The sequence below is a fragment of the Flavobacterium sp. FlaQc-28 genome, assembly GCF_044007415.1.
In the GTDB taxonomy this organism is placed as follows: Bacteria; Bacteroidota; Bacteroidia; order Flavobacteriales; family Flavobacteriaceae; genus Flavobacterium.
The window spans coordinates 208,843-225,928 of sequence record NZ_JBIPCM010000007.1 but is presented as its reverse complement, the minus strand read 5'-3'; the positions used below and the strand labels follow the sequence as shown (position 1 = coordinate 225,928).

Here is a 17,086-nt window from a genome sequence, read left to right as displayed (position 1 = left end):
TAGACTAGTTCGAAAAAACAGATCAGATAGATTTTGTTTTATGAAATAGTGCAACCAAAATTACAGTAGATTATGTTGCGGACAGATGATGAAAATCATTTGCGAATATGATCTTCATCATAAATTGATTTTTTAGTTTTTTATCCTGCTTAGTTTATCTAAATTAAGGATATGTATAGTACTTGAGGTTTTTTCTATTAATCCTTCTTCCTTAAAATCGCTTAAAGTACGGCTGACAGTTTCAGGTGATGTTCCAGAAAAAGCGGCCAGATCATCTCTGGAGAATTTAATACTATTGCCATCAGAGCTGTGCTCCTTTGCTAGGTGTACAATACCTTGGGCAATTCTTTTGCGTACTGACATATAAGCAATCTGCAGCAGTCGTTCTTCTTTTTCTCGCATATCATTGGCGAGAATTTTGATGAATTTAGCACCAACATCAGGATACAGAAAAAGAAGTTTATCAAGCTGTTCTGTTGGCAAAAAGCTTAAAACTGTTTCTTCCAGTGCAATAGTGGTATCGTTATAAGTATCATTTGAAAACAGTATACTGATATCCAGATAATCATTTTCTTTATAAACGCCAGTAATAAGTTCACGTCCTTCCTGAGTAAGTTTTACCGTCTTAACTTTTCCGCTTATGATATAATAGATTCCTAGTACATGATCGCCTTCGTAATGAATATATTGATTTTTTTTATAATGTCGGGTGCTGCGATCAAGCATGATTTCTTTTAGTTTTACGAGTCCGTCTTCTTTAGAAATAACTGCGTTGAGGTTTTCGGCACTCTGTCCATAAAAAAGTTGTTGCAGTTCTTTTTTCTTCAATCTGGCTTCTATTGCCTTAAGGAGCTCAATATCATCAAATGGCTTGGTAAGATAATCATCAACTCCCAGCTCCATTCCTTTACGAATATCGGCTCTTTCCGCTTTGGCAGTCAAAAATATAATAGGTGTTGCTTGTGTTTCAGGATGTTTATGAAGAATATGTAAAACGCCATATCCATCAAGTTCAGGCATCATAATATCACATAGTATTAGATCAGGCAATATTTTAAGTGCTGTTTCCACTCCTGTTTTTCCATTAGCTGCTGCAAAAACCTCATAACCGGAGAGTTCAAGTATTTCAACAACATTTTCTCTGATATTGTCATTATCTTCAATGATAAGTATTTTAGTCATAACGTGGCAATTCAATAGTAAATAAGGTTCCTTTATCAATGGCGCTTTTAAATGAAATGGTTCCATTCATTAGTGATACATAGCGTGAAACAATATGAAGTCCCAGACCCGTCCCTGGAATATTTCCTGTATTATGCGCTCTAAAGAAAGCTTCAAACAAATGTTTATGATCTTCCTCAGGAATGCCAATGCCATTATCTTTAACATTGATGGTTATCATAGTATCCGTGATTGAAGTCGATAGTTCGATTTCGGTTTCCTCTCCTGAATATTTTATAGCATTGGATACAAGATTGATGATGCAATTTTTGAGTAAGTTTTTGTCCAGCTTTACCAAAATAATTTCAGTATTGGGTATGCTAATTATCTTTTGTCTCTTTTTTGTAAGGAGCTTCAATTCTCCTATAATTTCTTTGATAAAATCCTGTAGATTAAAAGTTGATATTTCGAGAGTAATTTTATTCGATTCTGCTTTTTCAAGAAGTAAAAAATCATTCAAAATTGTAGTCAGGTTTACAATGGCGCTTTTGATCTTCCGTATATGGGTTTCAATTTTTGGATTATCTATATTTTCTACATAACGCTGCAGTAGGGCAGTGGAAAGCTGAATGGTGCTTAAAGGTGTTCTAAATTCATGGGAGGCCATCGATAAGAGGCGGCTTTTAATTTTATTAAGTTCTTTCTCTTTTTCGAGGGTGTTGCTCACCTCTTCTTGTGTGGCGGTTAAGGCTTCAATAGTTTCGTTTAACGTCTGCGTACGGTCTTTTACTAGTTCTTCTAAATGCTGAGTGTATTGCATTAAACGGTTTTCCGCTTCTTTTTGGTGGCTCATATCATGAATGAAACCTGCAAAAATTCTTTCTCCCTCAAATTTAACTTCACTTACTCCAAGCCTAAAAGGAAATATGTTTCCGTCTTTTTTCCTCCCAAGCACATCCCTGTCATGTCCAATAATATGCGGAATTCCAGAAGATTTATAGTTTTGTATATAAGAATCGTGTTTTTCTCTATCTGGAGAAGGCATTAAAAGTGAAATGTTTTTGCCAATAACTTCATCAGGATTATACAGAAAAAGACGGCATGCAGAAGGATTAATAGATTCAACAATTCCTCTTTCGTTAATTGTGATTATGCCATCGATTGCATTTTCAATAATTGCATTTAAAAGTGCCTGGTTTTTCATTTTGCAATCGATTTTTTTTAAACAAATTTCGGTAAATGTTTTTGATAATCAATGTTTTGTCTTGTTGTTTTTATCTACTGGTTTCATTCTTTAATTTATGATTCAAAAAGTTCTCTTAATGTATAGAAGCACCTCTTTTGAACTTTAGAGAAAGTGTTGATGTATTGATATTTTTAATACCATTTATTAGAGCATCAGCATTAAAAGAAATACTATCGATTCCTGCCGTAACTAAAAATTTTGTAAAATCTGCTGAATCACTAGGCGCCTGTCCGCAAAGGCCAATTTTCTTACCCATTTTCACAGCGGTATTTATCATTTGGAGTATGAATTGTTTTGAAGCTGGATTTTGTTCATCAAAAAGATCTGCAATTAATTCAGAATCTCTGTCGATGCCTAAAGTAAGCTGTGTTAGATCATTGGAACCGATAGAAAAACCATCAAAAATTTCAGCAAACTCTTGAGCCAGTAATATGTTTGATGGAAGCTCTGCCATAACATATATTTCAAGACCATTATTACGCTGTTTTAAACCGTATTCTTCCATTAGAGCGATCACTTTTTTTCCTTCTTCGGGCGTACGACAAAATGGAATCATGAGTTTTACATTGGTAAGTCCCATTTCATCCCGAACTATTTTCATCGCTTCACATTCAAGCCTGAATCCTTCGCGATATTTTTCATGATAGTAACGGGAAGCGCCACGAAAACCAAGCATTGGATTTTCTTCGTGAGGCTCAAAAAAAGAGCCTCCGAGAAGTTGAGAATATTCATTGCTTTTAAAATCACTCATTCTGACGATGACTTCTTTGGGATAAAAGGCTGCCGCTATTGTGGCTACACCTTGTGAGAGTTTTTCGATGAGGTAATTTGGCTTACTACTATAGTTTTGTGTGAGTGTTGCTATCGCTAAACTTTGATCAGCATCAAGTACTTTTTCCGGATGAATGAGCGCCATGGGATGTATCTTCACGTTGTGGCTTATAATAAATTCAAGTCTGAGTAAGCCTACGCCATCATTTGGATAAAATGATAAATCAAATGCTTTCTCGGGTTCAGAAACTATCAGCTGGACTTTTGGTTTTTGAGGGAGCTTTATTTTGTTGAGTGGCACAGTTGTTTGCAGGTATTTTAATTTGCCTTTATAGACATAACCGGTTTTTCCTTCTGCACAGCTCAGGGTAATAAGATCCCCATCTTTAATAATTTCAGTGGCATTACCGATTCCCACAATGGCTGGTGTTCCCATTTCTCTGGCTACTATAGAGGCATGACTTGTTCGTCCGCCTTTATTGGTAATGATTCCAGCCACTTTTTTTAGGATAGGATCCCAATCCGGACTGGTAAAATTAGTAACCAGAATTTCTTCACTTTGGAGTTTTGAAGCGTCTTTTGGCGATACAAGAATTCTTGCAGTACCACAAATTATACGGTTTCCAACAGCCTCGCCCTGAACAAGTGCTACTCCTTTTTTTTCTAATTTATAAGTAGTAATTGATAGTGGTTTTAAGAGGGAATGTACCGTTTCCGGTCTGGCCTGAATAATATAAAGCTCTCCATTTAAGCCATCCTTCGCCCATTCAAAATCCATTGGTTTATTATAATGTTCTTCTATAATAAGGGCCCATCTGGCGAGTTTTTCAATTTCGGAGTCGTCAAGGACAAATTTGTTGCACCATTTTCGGGGCGTAATTTTTAGAACAGTTGAATTAGTACCGGAAGAATTATCATTGTAAATGAGCATCTTATTTTTTGCTCCGAGATTTTTCTGCAAAATAGCCTTTTTATTGTTTTTAATGGATCTTTTAAATACTAGAAATTCATCAGGAGTTACGATACCTTGTACGATTGTTTCACCTAGACCCCAGGTCCCTGCAATATGAATCACATCAAGGAATCCCGATTCGGGTTCCAGTGTAAATCCGATACCGGAACAAGCTAAATCAGAGCGGACCATTTGCTGAATACCAACAGAAAGAAATATTTTGTCGTGATCAAAACCTTTGTCAAATCTGTATTTAATGGCTCTGTCTGTATAGAGTGACGCAAAACAGCATTTTACGGCATAAATCAGCGGCATTGTACCTTTAATATTTAGAAATGAATCGTGTTGTCCAGCAAAGCTTGCATTGACAAGATCTTCTGCAGTGGCACTACTTCTAACGGCAACTGCCAGATCTTTGTCTTCACATAAACAGGAGTAGGCGTCTGAAATTTCGGTTTGAAGATCTAAGGGAAATTTTGCATCAAGTAGCAGCTTTCTCGCTTTCTCACCAATTTCAGTTAAGTTGATAAAGTCTTTCTTATCCAAAAGTTGCATTAATTCGTTTAGAGCAAAACTTAAATGATTGTATTCTATAAAATCTTTGTAGGCAGTTGTTGTTATGGCAAAACCATTGGAAACTCTAATACCATGAGGACTAAGATTATTGTACATCTCTCCCAGAGAAGCATTTTTGCCACCTACTTTATTAATATCGTTAATTCCGATCTCACTAAACTTTAAAATATATTTTTCCATTTTCATTTCTTTTTAATCTCTCTTTTTATGGCTTTTAATTTTATTTTAAAGATAGTTGGACACGTAAAAATTAAAAATGATTGTGATCATCTTTTGATATTTATAGCTTTTTTATAAGGTGATACAAATCATTTTTCTGCTTAAAATATTAAATGATATTTGCTGTCTTAGAGTCTAGCTAAGATGTATTGAGGATAATTTTAATTTAAAATAAGTTTAGAAAATAATCTCAGATTTTAAATAAAAAGTACAATGAAAGCAAATAAATCACAAAGCAAAAGCATATCGATATTTGAGAAACTCAAAAAAACAGATAAGGCTGGCAATGAGTATTGGAGTGCCAAGGATCTTGCAAAATTGCTAGGGTATTCCAGGTATAGTTCATTTATTGAAGTGCTGGATAAGGCAAAGGCTTCCTGTATTAATACAGGTCAGGAGACAGCATTACATTTTAAAGATTTTAGTGCAATAAAATCAGTTGAGAGTGATTTACAAAGTAATGGGGGTGATGCAAAATTATCACGATATGGCTGTTATCTTATAATTCAAAATGCAGATCCTGCTTTAAAACCGGTAGCGCTTGGACAAGCCTATTTTGCAACACAAGCTCGTCTGCAGGAATTGAACCAACAGCAAAAAAGTAAAAATTTTAAAATAGTAAAAGAGCGAAGATATTTTCTTCGTAAAGAACTAGCTAAGAGAAATCTTCAGCTAGCAGGAGCCGCACGAAAAGCTGGTATTGTTACCCCTGCAGATTATGCCTTTTTTCAAAACCATGGATATAGAGGACTTTATGGAGGTCTGGATGTAAAAGCCATACGCGAGATTAGAGGTCTTAATCCTGATGAAAACATTCTCGACCATATGGAAAATACAGAATTGGCAATGAATTTATTTCGTGTTACTCAAACCACAGAAAAGCTCAAAAACGACAAAGTCAATGATATTGTTGAAGCCAATAGTATTCATTTTGCTGTTGGATTAAAAACTCGTAAAGTAATTGAAGAAACAATTTTGATTTTACCAGAAAATTTTCCTGTTGCTAGTACTATCAAATTGGCAAACAACAAAGACAAAGAATTGAAAACCAGAAAAAGCAGTAAGAATAAAACTGTTTTGTAATTGAAAATATCACAAGAGAAATTAAATAAGAAATTATATGAAAACAAAGTTTTACATACTGGCTGGTATTGCTATACTGTTATATTGCTGCCAGCAAAAAGATTGGACGAGTTCAAATGAAAATGGCTTAGAGACAGATTTAGATGAGGTCTCTGGTATTAATGATAATCTTCTGAGAAAGTGGTTTGCATTGAACAAAGAATCAGACAGTATCATTAAATCGTCACAACAGATTATTGATCAGCAGAGAGAGCAAGTAGAATTGCACCCTCAAGACGAGCGGGAATACATGAATACGTGCATAGAAGACGCTCAGAAGCAACTTAACCTATTAAAGGAAAAAGTAAAATTTACTAAACAATTTGCAGGGGATATTAAGCACTATGATCCATCTTTACAACAGACTATTGACTCATTAGAGGAAGATTATGTTCGAGAAAAATATAAACTGGAAGATGCATTAAAAGAGTTGAAATAATGTGAATTATCAAAAATATTTTAAATTAGAAATTAATAGAAGGGAACTTCCTCGTCTTAACAAATTATTATATTTCTTCAATTTCTCCGGGTTTCCAAGTCTTATCAAACCATGACTGCTGCGGACCGTAAAGACGCAGGATAATGCTCCATCCTTTATCTGGTATTGTTTGTACCCAGTTATTTTCTTTTCCTGCAGGTGATTTAGGTCCAAAGTACAAATCTACAGAACTGTCAGCATTCACCTGAGTTTCTTTTTTCTGACTGCTGATACTCGGAAACTGCTGATCGGTCTGAAGCATAGATCGAGTCTGATTGTCATACAAAACTACTGACCAAAACTGTTTTGCCGGAATATTGGGAGGTAAATGCAGGTGATAAGTCTTACCGCCGTCAAAGGGTTTCTTTTGGGCATCGACAAATGCGGCAGCATATGCTGAACCGGCACCCACTTTTTGGATAGCCATAGCAGGGGTGATGCCTGTGGCATAGAAAAACATATAAGAGCGAGCATCGAGCATACGGACACCTTCATGTTCAAAAAGATAACTGCCTCCTATAAAATAGGTACCCCAGGCACTGTTTGGGAAAAAGAAAGAATCTGTCAGGCGCGAACGGTAAGCATTGGCTCTTGCCGTGGCATTACCTACCGAAGCCGCTTCAGTGAGTATTTTTTTCATTCTTTCATCAGGGTTAAAAGGTTTTCCTTTTTCAATACCGATCGAAGCCAGCAGTCCCAAGGTTTCGGAATCCATGGCGTCGTTTGACTCTTCCTGAACTACTTCGTTAATTTCTTTGAAGAAATTATAATCCATAGAGTGGATGGTGCTGAAAGATTTTCCCGATACATTGACAAAATTCGTTTTGGACGGATTGACAGCTTTTGAAAGTGGATATATGCGCAAGTTTTTCTTAATGTTCTCTGCAGTTGATTTTGTATCACCATTGACTACAAATCCTCTGGTTCCAAATAAAAGATTATAGGTCTTGGGTTTAAATACAAAATAACCTGTTGGAATTTTACCTTTGTAACCTGGCGGTACAAAAATAAATTTCCCGCCTTTTCCCTTATCTGGTCCCGCAAGTCCAAGATCTGTTACATAATGAAACCAAAAATCATCCACTAGTCCAAGGGTATTGGGAGGAGATTCTACCACAACAGGTCCGTCTTTTAAGTTTAGCCAGCCAAGGGCGTACATGCTCTCTGTATTTGCTGTTAAAAAAAGCGATCTTGAATCCATTAAGTTTTCAAAAATAATAACGGTACCATTATCAGGTCCAAATTCACGAATACCTTTACGTTGTGCTACCTGCGAGGCTCCGGGCATGGTATTCATAAAAGCGATAAGAGCCCTGCTAAAATCGAGGTTATCATAGACTTTTTCAACGGTTTTATCATCAGGAAAACCATCTTTAAAGTTCAATGTTCCAATACGAGATTCTATCTTGTTAGAAATCACTAGTGATGCAGGTACATCTGTTTTGTATTTCTGGGCAAACAAAGGAGAAATTGTCAGAAAAAAAAAATAAGGATTTGATTAAGGTTCGTTTGATTATCATGACATAAAAACTTAAATTAATACCATACAATTGTAGTTACTGTATATCTTCAAATTTGATAAGGATAAAATTATAAAATTGCAAAATTATAATATTTGAAAAACATTCTAAAGTGGTTTCAAATTATAAGATGAAACCAAAAAAGATTTCAATACTTGGAATTTACATTCTATACAATTATAAGAGTTACTAATTGTATTGTAAATTGAAATGCAAAATTATAATGATTGAAAAGTAATATATAAATTATCCCTGCTAAGTATCCGGTCAATTTGTTGAAATATTTGAACTCTAAAAGTTTCGAACCTAAACTCTCCAGACATTAGTGTTAGTAATGTTTCGAACTTGAGCCTTCAAATTGTTTTAATACAGTATTATCAGTTCTTGTTAAATCTAAATGCATCGATTGTGCACCCAGTTTAACTCTAGCATACTAAGAAAAGCTATTATTTAATTGCCTGCTGATTCTGAAACTCTTCGATGGTTAAGTTTCCGAGTGCAGAATGTCTTCTGCAGGTGTTGTAAAAGTTCTCGATATAATCGGTTATTGATTTTTCTGCTTTCTCTTTAGTCTTATATTTATTTTGGTATACCAGCTCTACCTTTAATGTCTTGAAGAAGCTTTCTGCTATCGCGTTATCATAGCAGTTTCCTTTTCGGCTCATGCTTTGGGTTATTTTATTTGTGGCTAATAAAGCAATAAACTCACGGCACGCATATTGCTTTCCTTGGTCTGAGTGAAAGAGTAGTTCCTGATTGTTCTGCAATGGACGATTTAAAAGAGCTTTCGTTAAAGAGGTGATGCTTGTATCTTTTGCTCTCATTGTTTCGCTGATTGACCAGCCGATCACTTTACGGTCAAAAAGGTCTATCACCACAGTGAGATAGATCCAGCCTTCATCTGTTTCGATGTAGGTTATATCAGAAACCCAGATTTCGTTTCTTCTGGCTGCCTTAAAAATCTGTTCTAATCTGTTTTCTGCTGATCTGTTATTACGGGGTGGGTTTGTAGTCTTTTTATATTTAGATTTTGCAATGCTTCTCAGATGGTTTTCCTTCATAATCTGCGCGACAAATTTTCTGGAAACTTTTATCCCAATGGAATCTAATTCTTTAGCAATTCTAGGGCTTCCGTATCGACATTGGCTCCAATGGTAAATTCTTATAATTTCTTTTATGATATGGGCTTTCCGTACAGACTTTGCAGTGGGTGTTCTTTTCCTCCAGCGGAAGAAACTGCTTTTGTGGATCTGAAAAATCCGGCACATCTTCTCGACAGGAAAAATTTCAGCATTTTCTCTGATGAATTCATATTTCACCCGCCGCTCTTGGAGAAGATATTTTGAGCCTTTTTTAGGATGTCCCTTTCAATTTCTAATTCTTTTATCTGTTTCCGAAGCTTCTGCAGCTCATTTTTATGGGATATTTCAGCTGAAGTTTTCTTTGTGGTAAATCTGCCTTCTTGGTAAAGCTTCTTCCAGTGCTGAAGGGTACTTGTACTGATGTTGAGTTCTCTTGCCACGTCACACACTCTTCCGCAGTGGATGCTCATGGTGGCGGCCAGAATCTTAAAGCTTAATGTAAAGGTTCTCCTCGTATTTTTCATGCTGTTAAAATTAGCAGGAATAAAATTAGCTGCCAGTCAGAAATTTTAGGCAATATATCATCATTTTTTACTGCTTCAGATAAATACCGCCTTAGCTTTTAGTCGCAGAAAAGGTGTCAACTCCAATGTGTTGAGATCCCGTCTTTGCTACGTTTTTATAAATGTCTTGAACCTAATGCACCGATTCTGCACCCAAATTCAATTTTACTATTTCAAGATTAAATCATGCACAAAAATTAAATGCTAACGAATTAACAGTCAGAAGTATTATTCTTTTTTTTGTATTACAAATATATCAAAAAAATTGAATATTTAGGTTTAAGAGATTAAAGCATTATTCTAGAGTAGTAAAAAAGGTGTCAACGCCACACAAATAAATTCTTTTTTGCCGATAGATGAACTGTATGTGATTTAACTTAATTAAGTTGTATTTGGTTTTAAAAATTATTAAGGCATACTTACGTAGGTTCTGTCGCATCTACCTACGTTTTAACTTTGCCTTTTTTGAATTGTTAAACTCATGAATACGAAAGGTCATTGCTATCCGAGGTCTATTATACTGCAGGCCGTATATTTTAAGCTTAGGTTTACGTTAAGCTATCGGGATGTTGAAGAGATCATGAAAATGCGAGGAGTTCATGTTGATCATGCTACTATTCAGCGCTGGGTTTTTAAGTTCACACCTTTCATTGAGTCAGAGATGAAGAAGAGAAAAGGTAAAGTAGGTACAAGTTGGAGATTGGATGAAACCTATATCAAAGTAAAAGGTATTTGGTGTTATTTATATAGAGCAGTAGATAAACTAGGCAATACAGTAGACTTTCTTTTGACCAGAAGAAGACAAAGAATGAGCGCTCAGTCTTTTCTAATTAAAGCAATTAGTAATAACTGCATACCAAGAGTAATAAACATTGATAAAAGCGGTTCTAATACCGCAGCGATCAAAGTCTATAACAAGCGTTCGTTCTCAAAGATTAAAATTCGGCAGTGTAAATATCTCAACAATATTGTAGAACAGGACCATCGATTTATAAAATGGAGGATACAAAACGGGTTAGGCTTTAAAAGCTTTGAATCAGCAAGACGAACATTGAGTGGAATTGAAGTTGTGCATATGCTGAGAAAGAATCAGATGATTGGACATGGGACAACTATGTTTAAATCATTCTCTAAATTAGCAGACTAACTTTTAAATTACTTAAATTCTTATATTTGATTCCGACAGATGCGACAGAACCAATCAAGATGCATATGTGGAGAATGCGTGCAATATAAATATAAGGTGAAGGGTGTGTGGGAATGTCAGTGGGCTTAATAAAGGATAAAGATTTTTATAAGCGAAAACAGAAAAAAAAGCAAAAAAGATCTTAAAGATTCAGGGCAGGAAAAAAGTAATGGCTACTATAGGATCCTACTTCATTTTGATTGAGAAGATGCTTTGCGTTTTGGCGCCATAATTTAGGCAGCTCTTATGTCGTTCCTGATTTATAATTGAAATCAGAATCCTTTGAACGGAATTCTTGATTTAAATCAAATTTTAGAAAGATATTAATCAGTTAAATATATTGGGACTCTCTATATTTTTACCACCTGTTAAATTATTCCATTTAGCAAGGAAAATTAAGCCAACTGCAGCAAATGCAAAAGTATTTATAAAATGATTTTTGAACATCTCAAGCAAAATAAATCTATTGATGATAACGAGTTTAACCAAGTGTACCCTATTAGGATAAAGAAGCTCGCCTCCCGCCATTGGACCCCCGTAAAAATAGCCAGAAAAGCAGCTGGTTTTTTGGTGGACAAACCCAATAAAAGAGTATTGGATATAGGCTCGGGGGCTGGAAAATTCTGCCTTGTGGGGGCCGCTTTAACAGATGGAATTTTTTATGGGGTGGAACAAAGGGAATCGCTTATAAAATTATCGCGAAAAATTGCCAAAAAATATAAGATTGATAATGTAGAATTCGTACACTCAAATATTATGGAGATATCTTTTTTGGATTATGACGCTTTCTATTTTTTCAATTCATTTCAGGAAAATATAGATCTGACGGCCCGTATTGACAAATCAATTGATCCAAGTGAGGAACTATATAATCTATATACAGCTTATCTTAAAGACCAGCTGGAGAAAACTCCCATTGGCACAAAACTGGTTACCTACTGGAGCAATTGCAGAGAGGTTCCAAAAAGTTTCAGCTTAGAATCCATTTCGCACAGCGGGGTATTAAGCTTCTGGAGAAAAACGGCTTAAATTGGAGCATGAAATCTATAAGCCTACTGAATAAAATTAATTAAAATATGGACGGTGAAGAATATATGAATTTAGAATATGTTCTGAGAAGTCTTTAAACTTTATTTATAAATAAAATGAAATTAGAAGAATTACTAAAAAAGAGAAGTGGAAATGTATGTGAATTAAGCGGCAGCAGTGAAAATCTAATAGCTTATGAAGTCCCGCCTGCTCAAAATAAAGGAGCCGACAGCTGGATTTTAATCAATGAAAAATGCTTTAATCAAATTGAAAAGAAAGAGGAGTTGGATGATGTTTTCTGGAAAAATTTTCTATTTACATCTATGTGGAGTGAAGTACCGGCCGTACAGGTGGTTTCATGGCGTCTGCTTAACCGTTTTCGTAATGAAAGCTGGGCTGCTGATGCGCTGGATATGATGTATTTAGAGGATGAAAATCTGGAATGGGCAAAAGCAACCGGAGACCATACTGGTGACGGATCTATTAATTTCCATAAAGACAGCAATGGTAATATCCTGCAAAACGGCGATACGGTAACTCTTATCAAAGATTTGGATGTAAAAGGCTCATCTTTAAATGCAAAAGTTGGTACAGCGGTGCGAAATATTCGTTTAGTTCATGACAATCATGAGCAAATTGAAGGAAAAATAGACGGGCAGGTAATAGTAATTCTAACTAAATTTGTGAAGAAATAATATTATTATATGTTTATAGGTTTGCTATAACATAAATGATTATAAACCCTTGTATATTAAAATTGTTCTGCATCAGCACTTTTTCATAAGATGATATTAGAATTAATATATAGAAATGGAAAAGGTTTAAGATTTGATTAAAGAATTCATCCCTGTATTAATTAGGAATATTTATTATATAGGGATGAATTTATTTTGGAAGTTTTTATTTTTTTTCGTCTGCAATAATCAATGTTGAAGGAATATCAGATAACCATGAACTTTTTGTATTAACCAAATGTCTCCAGCCTTCTGCGTCTATCAGCATAAGGCTTTGCTGAACCAAAAAATCTTTCTCAATTGTTTGTTTCTTCTTAAATGTAAATTGATTGGGAGTACTCTGTTCAATCGAATGTATTTTTTCCATGGCTGGTAATCTGCCATTATTTGTCCTTCCACATCTAAAACTATTATTACTGCACTGCTGTTATAAATAAACTTCTGAATATAAATTACAATCTGATTCCAGTCTTTGGTATCAAATAATGGAATAAAAATCAGTGAAGTATCTGATCATTGTAGGTATTAATATGCTGGTCATTGAGCAGCTTGTCAGTAAGATTAGTGTGTTCTGACTTATTTTTATTTCTTTTCAAAGAGGAAGGGGATACATTACTCATGCTTTCTGTACTGCCTGTAATCACGATGTTTTCTATTCCTGATTGAATCTGTTCAATGCCCAGCATTACAGCTTTCATTCCTGAAGTACAGACTTTGTCAATTTTTATGCAGTTTAATTTACTTGAAATCCCTGAGGATTCGGATGCTTGTCCTGCAGAGGACTCATCAAGATTGACAGGAAATAAATTACCCATATAGACAGAGTCAATATCTCTTGAAGTTAAACTTGTTTCGTTTAGAGCGCCATTAATAGCAATTTGCCCTAGCTGAGAAGCTGAAAAATCGGACAGATTCCCAAGAAATCCTCCGATAGGAGTTCTTTTAGCAGCTACTATAAATACTTCTTCCATAAATTAAAATGTAGCTTGTATATATTTAAAATAAATCAACTGTTAACTGAAAGAAAAGGCACCATTACACATTGTTAATACATTAGGTTTTTTTAACTCAAAAAAAGAAACCACAGGTACAGATTTAACCAATGAGAGAAACATTATGATTTAATAATGCCTTTTTCTTATTATAAATCGGTTACTTTGAGGTCTAAAAATTCCAATAAAGGATATCTGTTTTTTATGTAAATCCTTCGTTTGTCAATTTCAATAATTCCGTCTGCTTTAAATTGTTTAAGGCTTCTTCCCAGACTTTCCTGTGATGTGCCGATAATATTTGCCAAATCATCACGGGTTAGATCAATTCCCTTGGGTTTTTCAGAATTTTGATTGAATCTGTTTTCCAGAAGAAGTAAAAATATTGCTAATCTGGTATTTTGATTTTTTTGTGCCAGTACAGCAATTGTATTGGCAAGAACGCCAAACTCGTGACCAATGTTTTTTATAAAAGTTTGCTGCAGAGAAGGAATATCTTTTAATAATTTTAAAAAATCATCCTTAGCAATGAAGTTTACTTCTAAATCTTCTAATGCCTCACAAGAGTCCTGATATCGCTCTTCACCCAGCAATGCATGGTATCCCAGTACATCGCCATCAGTATAGATGTAAAAAATCTGCTCATCTCCGCTAAAGCCACGTTTAAATTTTTTGGCTTTACCCTTTCTTATTTGGAAAATACCGGTAGGGATTCCCTGTTCGTAAAAAAGCGTATTCCCTTTTTTGATGGTAAGGGGTTCCATAACACTGCATACTGATTTGTTTTCCTCAGGGGTTAATCCTTGGAAAAGCAGGTTGCTCTGAAAATCAAATTGGGCAAAAAAATCTTTCATACGGCAAATGTAACAAATAAGAATAACATATAATAGTATTATTTATAACAAATGTTATATATTTGTTGAAAATATAAAAAGGCTGATTTTATTGAAATTATGATAGAATTGTTTTTTTTACTAGAAGAAAAACTAAAAACGGAAATAGATTAAAAAAGTAACTATATAAGTAAATAAAATTATGACAGAAAATAAGATCAGCATTCAAAATGGAAGATTATATGTCCCATCACATCCTATAATTCCTTTCATTGAAGGAGATGGGATAGGAGCGGACATTTGGAAAGCCTCAAAACTAGTTTTTGATGCAGCCGTAGAGAAGGCTTATGGTGGAGACAGAAGGATTCAATGGAAAGAAATATATGCAGGGGAAAAAGCTTTTGAAAAAACAGGAAGCTGGCTGCCAGATGAAACAATTGAAGATATCAAAGAATATTTAGTAGCTATAAAAGGACCGCTTACAACACCAGTTGGGGGAGGAATGAGATCCCTTAATGTTGCTTTGAGACAAAAACTTGATTTATATGCCTGTGTCAGACCTGTAAGATGGTACCAGGGAGTTCCGTCTCCGGTAAAAGAACCAGAAAAAGTAGATATGATTATTTTCAGGGAAAACACTGAAGATATCTATGCTGGTATAGAATGGATGGCTGGTACACCAGAATTAGAGAAGGTTAAGAATTTTTTAATCAATGAGATGGGGGTTAAAGATATTCGATTCCCTGATACTACTTCAATAGGGATAAAACCAGTTTCAAAAGAAGGTACAGAACGCCTTGTTAGAGAAGCTCTTAAATATGCTGTGGAAAACAAGAAAAACTCTGTAACTATAGTACATAAAGGGAACATCATGAAATTCACTGAAGGTAAATTTAAGGAGTGGGGGTATCAATTGGCCAAAGATGAGTTTGGAGCTAAAGATTACGAGGGCGGACCTTGGCAGGTTATTGAAAAATATGGGCATCAAGTAATTGTAAAAGATGTAATAGCCGATGCTTTTCTGCAGCAAATTATTTTAAGGCCCGAGCAGTATGATGTAATAGCTACACTAAATCTTAACGGGGATTATATCTCTGATGCTTTGGCTGCTATAGTTGGGGGAATAGGGATCGCTCCGGGAGCGAACATTAATTACACAACCGGGGTTTCCATATTTGAAGCTACACACGGAACTGCTCCTAAATATAAAGATCAGGATAAAGTGAATCCTTCTTCGGAAATTCTTTCAGGAGTTATGATGCTGGAATATCTTGGCTGGCAGGATGCTGCTGATTTAATTGTAAAAGGAATTAATGGTGCAATTAATAAAAAGACGGTAACTTATGATTTTGAACGTTTGATGGATGGGGCTACTTTACTTAAATGCTCTGAATTTGGTCAGGCCATTATAAATAATATGTAATGAATTCAAGAATAGAGTTATATTATATATTTAAACTTAAATGTCCCAGATGTCATAACGGGAATTTATTTACTAATCCGGGACTGTTTGTCATGAGAGGATTTTTTAAAATGCCCGAAAGGTGCAAAAAATGTAATCAAGATTTTAGGATAGAACCTGAATTTTATTCAAGTGCCTTATGGATTGGTTTCCCAATAGTACTGATTGTTTTTGTACCTCTGCTATTTTTCGGGTTATATTTAAATGAGAATTATGAAATTTCTTTAAAGGTAATACTGCCGATTTTCCTGATTTTATGTTTTTTATTGCAAATCCCAATAATGCGAATATCCAGGGCAATTTTGCTTCATTTAACTTTTAAATATTTTGGAGGGCACAAAAAAGGATAATTTTACTCAAAAATTGTAAACTATTATATATTACGGGAAAGAGTTCAAAAAGATTATTCAGAAATAAAAGCATCTTTTTGATTAAGAGAACCTATTAAAAAGGATAGGCAGGCAGAGTTAGTGACGCTCAAAAGCAATAAAACAGTTATGTCAGGTAAATATTGGTCAGTTAAACTAAAACGGAGGATTTTATGGTTCTGCTTAAAGTTCCTTCGTCTTTTAAAGAGGTAAGCCTTGCAGGTTTGTTTAGTATATAAATAAGTTTTAAAATTAAACTACAGCTCATGCACCTGAGCTTAAAATCGATTATCATTAGATGAAAAAAGGATCTAAATTAAATAGTATTGTAACAGGGAGTTGCCCTAAATGTCAGAATGAGAATATGTATTTGGATAAAAATCTACTGCATTTAGGTTCGGTTTTAAAAATGCACGAGAAATGCAGCCATTGCGGACTAAGATATCAAATAGAGCCTTCTTTCTTTTTTGGCGCAATGTATGTAAGTTATGGATTGAATGTTGGTGTAGGAATTGCAACTTTCATCATTTCATATCTTATTTTTGAGTCCAGTATAAAAACATCGTTTATTGCAATTATTGTAGTACTGATTATTTTATTTCCAGTATTACTACGATTATCCAGAAATATTTACATTAATATGTTTATCTCCTATGATCCAAAAGCAGCTATAAAAGAGAATTAGTTAAAAAAAACACCTAACTTAGAAAAGGGAGAGTCTTTAATTACTCTTCCCTTTTAAAAATTAGTCATCAGAACATTGGGGGATATTCTTTAGTTTTTTGAATTTATGAT

At 34.7% G+C, this 17,086-nt stretch carries 17 protein-coding genes; 8 read left to right on the top strand and 9 right to left on the bottom strand.

What is annotated here, in order from left to right; genetic code table 11:
* Window positions 1-132: 132 nt before the first annotated feature.
* The 3 genes from ACHRVL_RS17915 to ppsA all read right to left on the bottom strand — a co-directional run bounded on the left by ACHRVL_RS17915 (window position 133) and on the right by ppsA (window position 4,886).
* A complete protein-coding gene (locus ACHRVL_RS17915; protein WP_286969000.1) occupies window positions 133-1,182 on the bottom strand; it encodes a response regulator in 1,050 nt (349 codons plus the stop codon).
* On the bottom strand, window positions 1,175-2,365 hold the full coding sequence (locus ACHRVL_RS17910) for a PAS domain-containing sensor histidine kinase (protein ID WP_286969001.1): 1,191 nt from the start codon (window positions 2,363-2,365) through the stop codon (window positions 1,175-1,177). The genes ACHRVL_RS17915 and ACHRVL_RS17910 overlap by 8 nt, the downstream gene beginning before the upstream one ends.
* Before the next feature lie 115 nt (window positions 2,366-2,480).
* Window positions 2,481-4,886 (bottom strand): phosphoenolpyruvate synthase, encoded by a 2,406-nt coding sequence (gene ppsA / locus ACHRVL_RS17905; protein ID WP_395414784.1) that lies wholly within the window; start codon window positions 4,884-4,886, stop codon window positions 2,481-2,483.
* A gap of 252 nt (window positions 4,887-5,138) precedes the next feature.
* Between ppsA and dinD the strand changes: the two genes are divergently transcribed.
* Both dinD and ACHRVL_RS17895 read left to right on the top strand, forming a co-directional pair.
* Complete coding sequence (gene dinD / locus ACHRVL_RS17900) at window positions 5,139-6,008, top strand: DNA damage-inducible protein D (protein ID WP_395414783.1); 870 nt, start codon at window positions 5,139-5,141, stop codon at window positions 6,006-6,008.
* Window positions 6,009-6,045: 37 nt separating this feature from the next.
* A complete protein-coding gene (locus tag ACHRVL_RS17895; RefSeq protein ID WP_286969005.1) occupies window positions 6,046-6,486 on the top strand; it encodes a hypothetical protein in 441 nt (146 codons plus the stop codon).
* 67 nt (window positions 6,487-6,553) lie between these two features.
* Here ACHRVL_RS17895 and ACHRVL_RS17890 read toward each other — a convergent pair whose 3' ends face one another.
* From ACHRVL_RS17890 to ACHRVL_RS17880, 3 genes are all read right to left on the bottom strand, one after another.
* Window positions 6,554-7,987 (bottom strand): DUF1254 domain-containing protein, encoded by a 1,434-nt coding sequence (locus ACHRVL_RS17890; protein WP_395414782.1) that lies wholly within the window; start codon window positions 7,985-7,987, stop codon window positions 6,554-6,556.
* A gap of 504 nt (window positions 7,988-8,491) precedes the next feature.
* Window positions 8,492-9,364 carry an IS3 family transposase gene (locus ACHRVL_RS17885; RefSeq protein WP_286969008.1) on the bottom strand — a complete coding sequence of 291 codons (873 nt, stop codon included), beginning with the start codon at window positions 9,362-9,364 and terminating at the stop codon, window positions 8,492-8,494.
* The gene (locus ACHRVL_RS17880; RefSeq protein WP_286969009.1) at window positions 9,361-9,651 is read right to left on the bottom strand and encodes a transposase; all 291 of its coding nucleotides are present in this window, start codon (window positions 9,649-9,651) and stop codon (window positions 9,361-9,363) included. Before ACHRVL_RS17880 ends, ACHRVL_RS17885 begins: the two co-directional genes overlap by 4 nt.
* A gap of 520 nt (window positions 9,652-10,171) precedes the next feature.
* Here ACHRVL_RS17880 and ACHRVL_RS17875 point away from each other — a divergent pair.
* From ACHRVL_RS17875 to ACHRVL_RS17865, 3 genes are all read left to right on the top strand, one after another.
* Window positions 10,172-10,837, top strand: a complete 666-nt coding sequence (locus tag ACHRVL_RS17875) for an IS6 family transposase (protein ID WP_286969011.1) — start codon at window positions 10,172-10,174, stop codon at window positions 10,835-10,837.
* Window positions 10,838-11,308: 471 nt separating this feature from the next.
* Window positions 11,309-11,905, top strand: coding sequence for a methyltransferase domain-containing protein (locus tag ACHRVL_RS17870; RefSeq protein WP_073411023.1), 597 nt, complete (start codon window positions 11,309-11,311; stop codon window positions 11,903-11,905).
* Window positions 11,906-12,021: 116 nt separating this feature from the next.
* The gene (locus ACHRVL_RS17865; protein WP_073411025.1) at window positions 12,022-12,600 is read left to right on the top strand and encodes an alkylphosphonate utilization protein; all 579 of its coding nucleotides are present in this window, start codon (window positions 12,022-12,024) and stop codon (window positions 12,598-12,600) included.
* A gap of 205 nt (window positions 12,601-12,805) precedes the next feature.
* Here ACHRVL_RS17865 and ACHRVL_RS17860 read toward each other — a convergent pair whose 3' ends face one another.
* From ACHRVL_RS17860 to ACHRVL_RS17850, 3 genes are all read right to left on the bottom strand, one after another.
* Complete coding sequence (locus ACHRVL_RS17860) at window positions 12,806-13,006, bottom strand: hypothetical protein (protein WP_073411026.1); 201 nt, start codon at window positions 13,004-13,006, stop codon at window positions 12,806-12,808.
* A 130-nt stretch (window positions 13,007-13,136) separates the two neighbouring features.
* The gene (locus tag ACHRVL_RS17855) at window positions 13,137-13,610 is read right to left on the bottom strand and encodes a hypothetical protein (protein WP_073411028.1); all 474 of its coding nucleotides are present in this window, start codon (window positions 13,608-13,610) and stop codon (window positions 13,137-13,139) included.
* A gap of 170 nt (window positions 13,611-13,780) precedes the next feature.
* Entirely contained in the window at window positions 13,781-14,482 is a 702-nt protein-coding gene (locus tag ACHRVL_RS17850; protein WP_073411030.1) for a Crp/Fnr family transcriptional regulator, read from the bottom strand.
* A gap of 181 nt (window positions 14,483-14,663) precedes the next feature.
* On the opposite strand from ACHRVL_RS17850, the gene icd reads away from it, so the two are divergent.
* The 3 genes from icd (at window position 14,664) to ACHRVL_RS17835 (ending at window position 16,976) form a co-directional block, all read left to right on the top strand.
* Window positions 14,664-15,884 carry an NADP-dependent isocitrate dehydrogenase gene (gene icd / locus ACHRVL_RS17845; protein ID WP_073411031.1) on the top strand — a complete coding sequence of 407 codons (1,221 nt, stop codon included), beginning with the start codon at window positions 14,664-14,666 and terminating at the stop codon, window positions 15,882-15,884.
* Window positions 15,884-16,273, top strand: a complete 390-nt coding sequence (locus tag ACHRVL_RS17840) for a DUF983 domain-containing protein (RefSeq protein WP_056205533.1) — start codon at window positions 15,884-15,886, stop codon at window positions 16,271-16,273. The genes icd and ACHRVL_RS17840 overlap by 1 nt, the downstream gene beginning before the upstream one ends.
* 316 nt (window positions 16,274-16,589) lie before the next feature.
* On the top strand, window positions 16,590-16,976 hold the full coding sequence (locus ACHRVL_RS17835) for a DUF983 domain-containing protein (RefSeq protein WP_056205531.1): 387 nt from the start codon (window positions 16,590-16,592) through the stop codon (window positions 16,974-16,976).
* Window positions 16,977-17,086: the final 110 nt, after the last annotated feature.

Bases quoted from the DNA above. Each gene is read 5' to 3' on its own strand.
- ACHRVL_RS17915 (WP_286969000.1), bottom strand. From the start codon at position 1,182: ATGACTAAAATACTTATCATTGAAGATAATGACAATATCAGAGAAAAT.
- ACHRVL_RS17910 (WP_286969001.1), bottom strand. From the start codon at position 2,365: ATGAAAAACCAGGCACTTTTAAATGCAATTATTGAAAATGCAATCGAT.
- ppsA (WP_395414784.1), bottom strand. From the start codon at position 4,886: ATGGAAAAATATATTTTAAAGTTTAGTGAGATCGGAATTAACGATATT.
- dinD (WP_395414783.1), top strand. From the start codon at position 5,139: ATGAAAGCAAATAAATCACAAAGCAAAAGCATATCGATATTTGAGAAA.
- ACHRVL_RS17895 (WP_286969005.1), top strand. From the start codon at position 6,046: ATGAAAACAAAGTTTTACATACTGGCTGGTATTGCTATACTGTTATAT.
- ACHRVL_RS17880 (WP_286969009.1), bottom strand. From the start codon at position 9,651: ATGAAAAATACGAGGAGAACCTTTACATTAAGCTTTAAGATTCTGGCC.
- ACHRVL_RS17875 (WP_286969011.1), top strand. From the start codon at position 10,172: ATGAATACGAAAGGTCATTGCTATCCGAGGTCTATTATACTGCAGGCC.
- ACHRVL_RS17870 (WP_073411023.1), top strand. From the start codon at position 11,309: ATGATTTTTGAACATCTCAAGCAAAATAAATCTATTGATGATAACGAG.
- ACHRVL_RS17865 (WP_073411025.1), top strand. From the start codon at position 12,022: ATGAAATTAGAAGAATTACTAAAAAAGAGAAGTGGAAATGTATGTGAA.
- ACHRVL_RS17860 (WP_073411026.1), bottom strand. From the start codon at position 13,006: ATGGAAAAAATACATTCGATTGAACAGAGTACTCCCAATCAATTTACA.
- ACHRVL_RS17855 (WP_073411028.1), bottom strand. From the start codon at position 13,610: ATGGAAGAAGTATTTATAGTAGCTGCTAAAAGAACTCCTATCGGAGGA.
- ACHRVL_RS17850 (WP_073411030.1), bottom strand. From the start codon at position 14,482: ATGAAAGATTTTTTTGCCCAATTTGATTTTCAGAGCAACCTGCTTTTC.
- icd (WP_073411031.1), top strand. From the start codon at position 14,664: ATGACAGAAAATAAGATCAGCATTCAAAATGGAAGATTATATGTCCCA.
- ACHRVL_RS17840 (WP_056205533.1), top strand. From the start codon at position 15,884: ATGAATTCAAGAATAGAGTTATATTATATATTTAAACTTAAATGTCCC.
- ACHRVL_RS17835 (WP_056205531.1), top strand. From the start codon at position 16,590: ATGAAAAAAGGATCTAAATTAAATAGTATTGTAACAGGGAGTTGCCCT.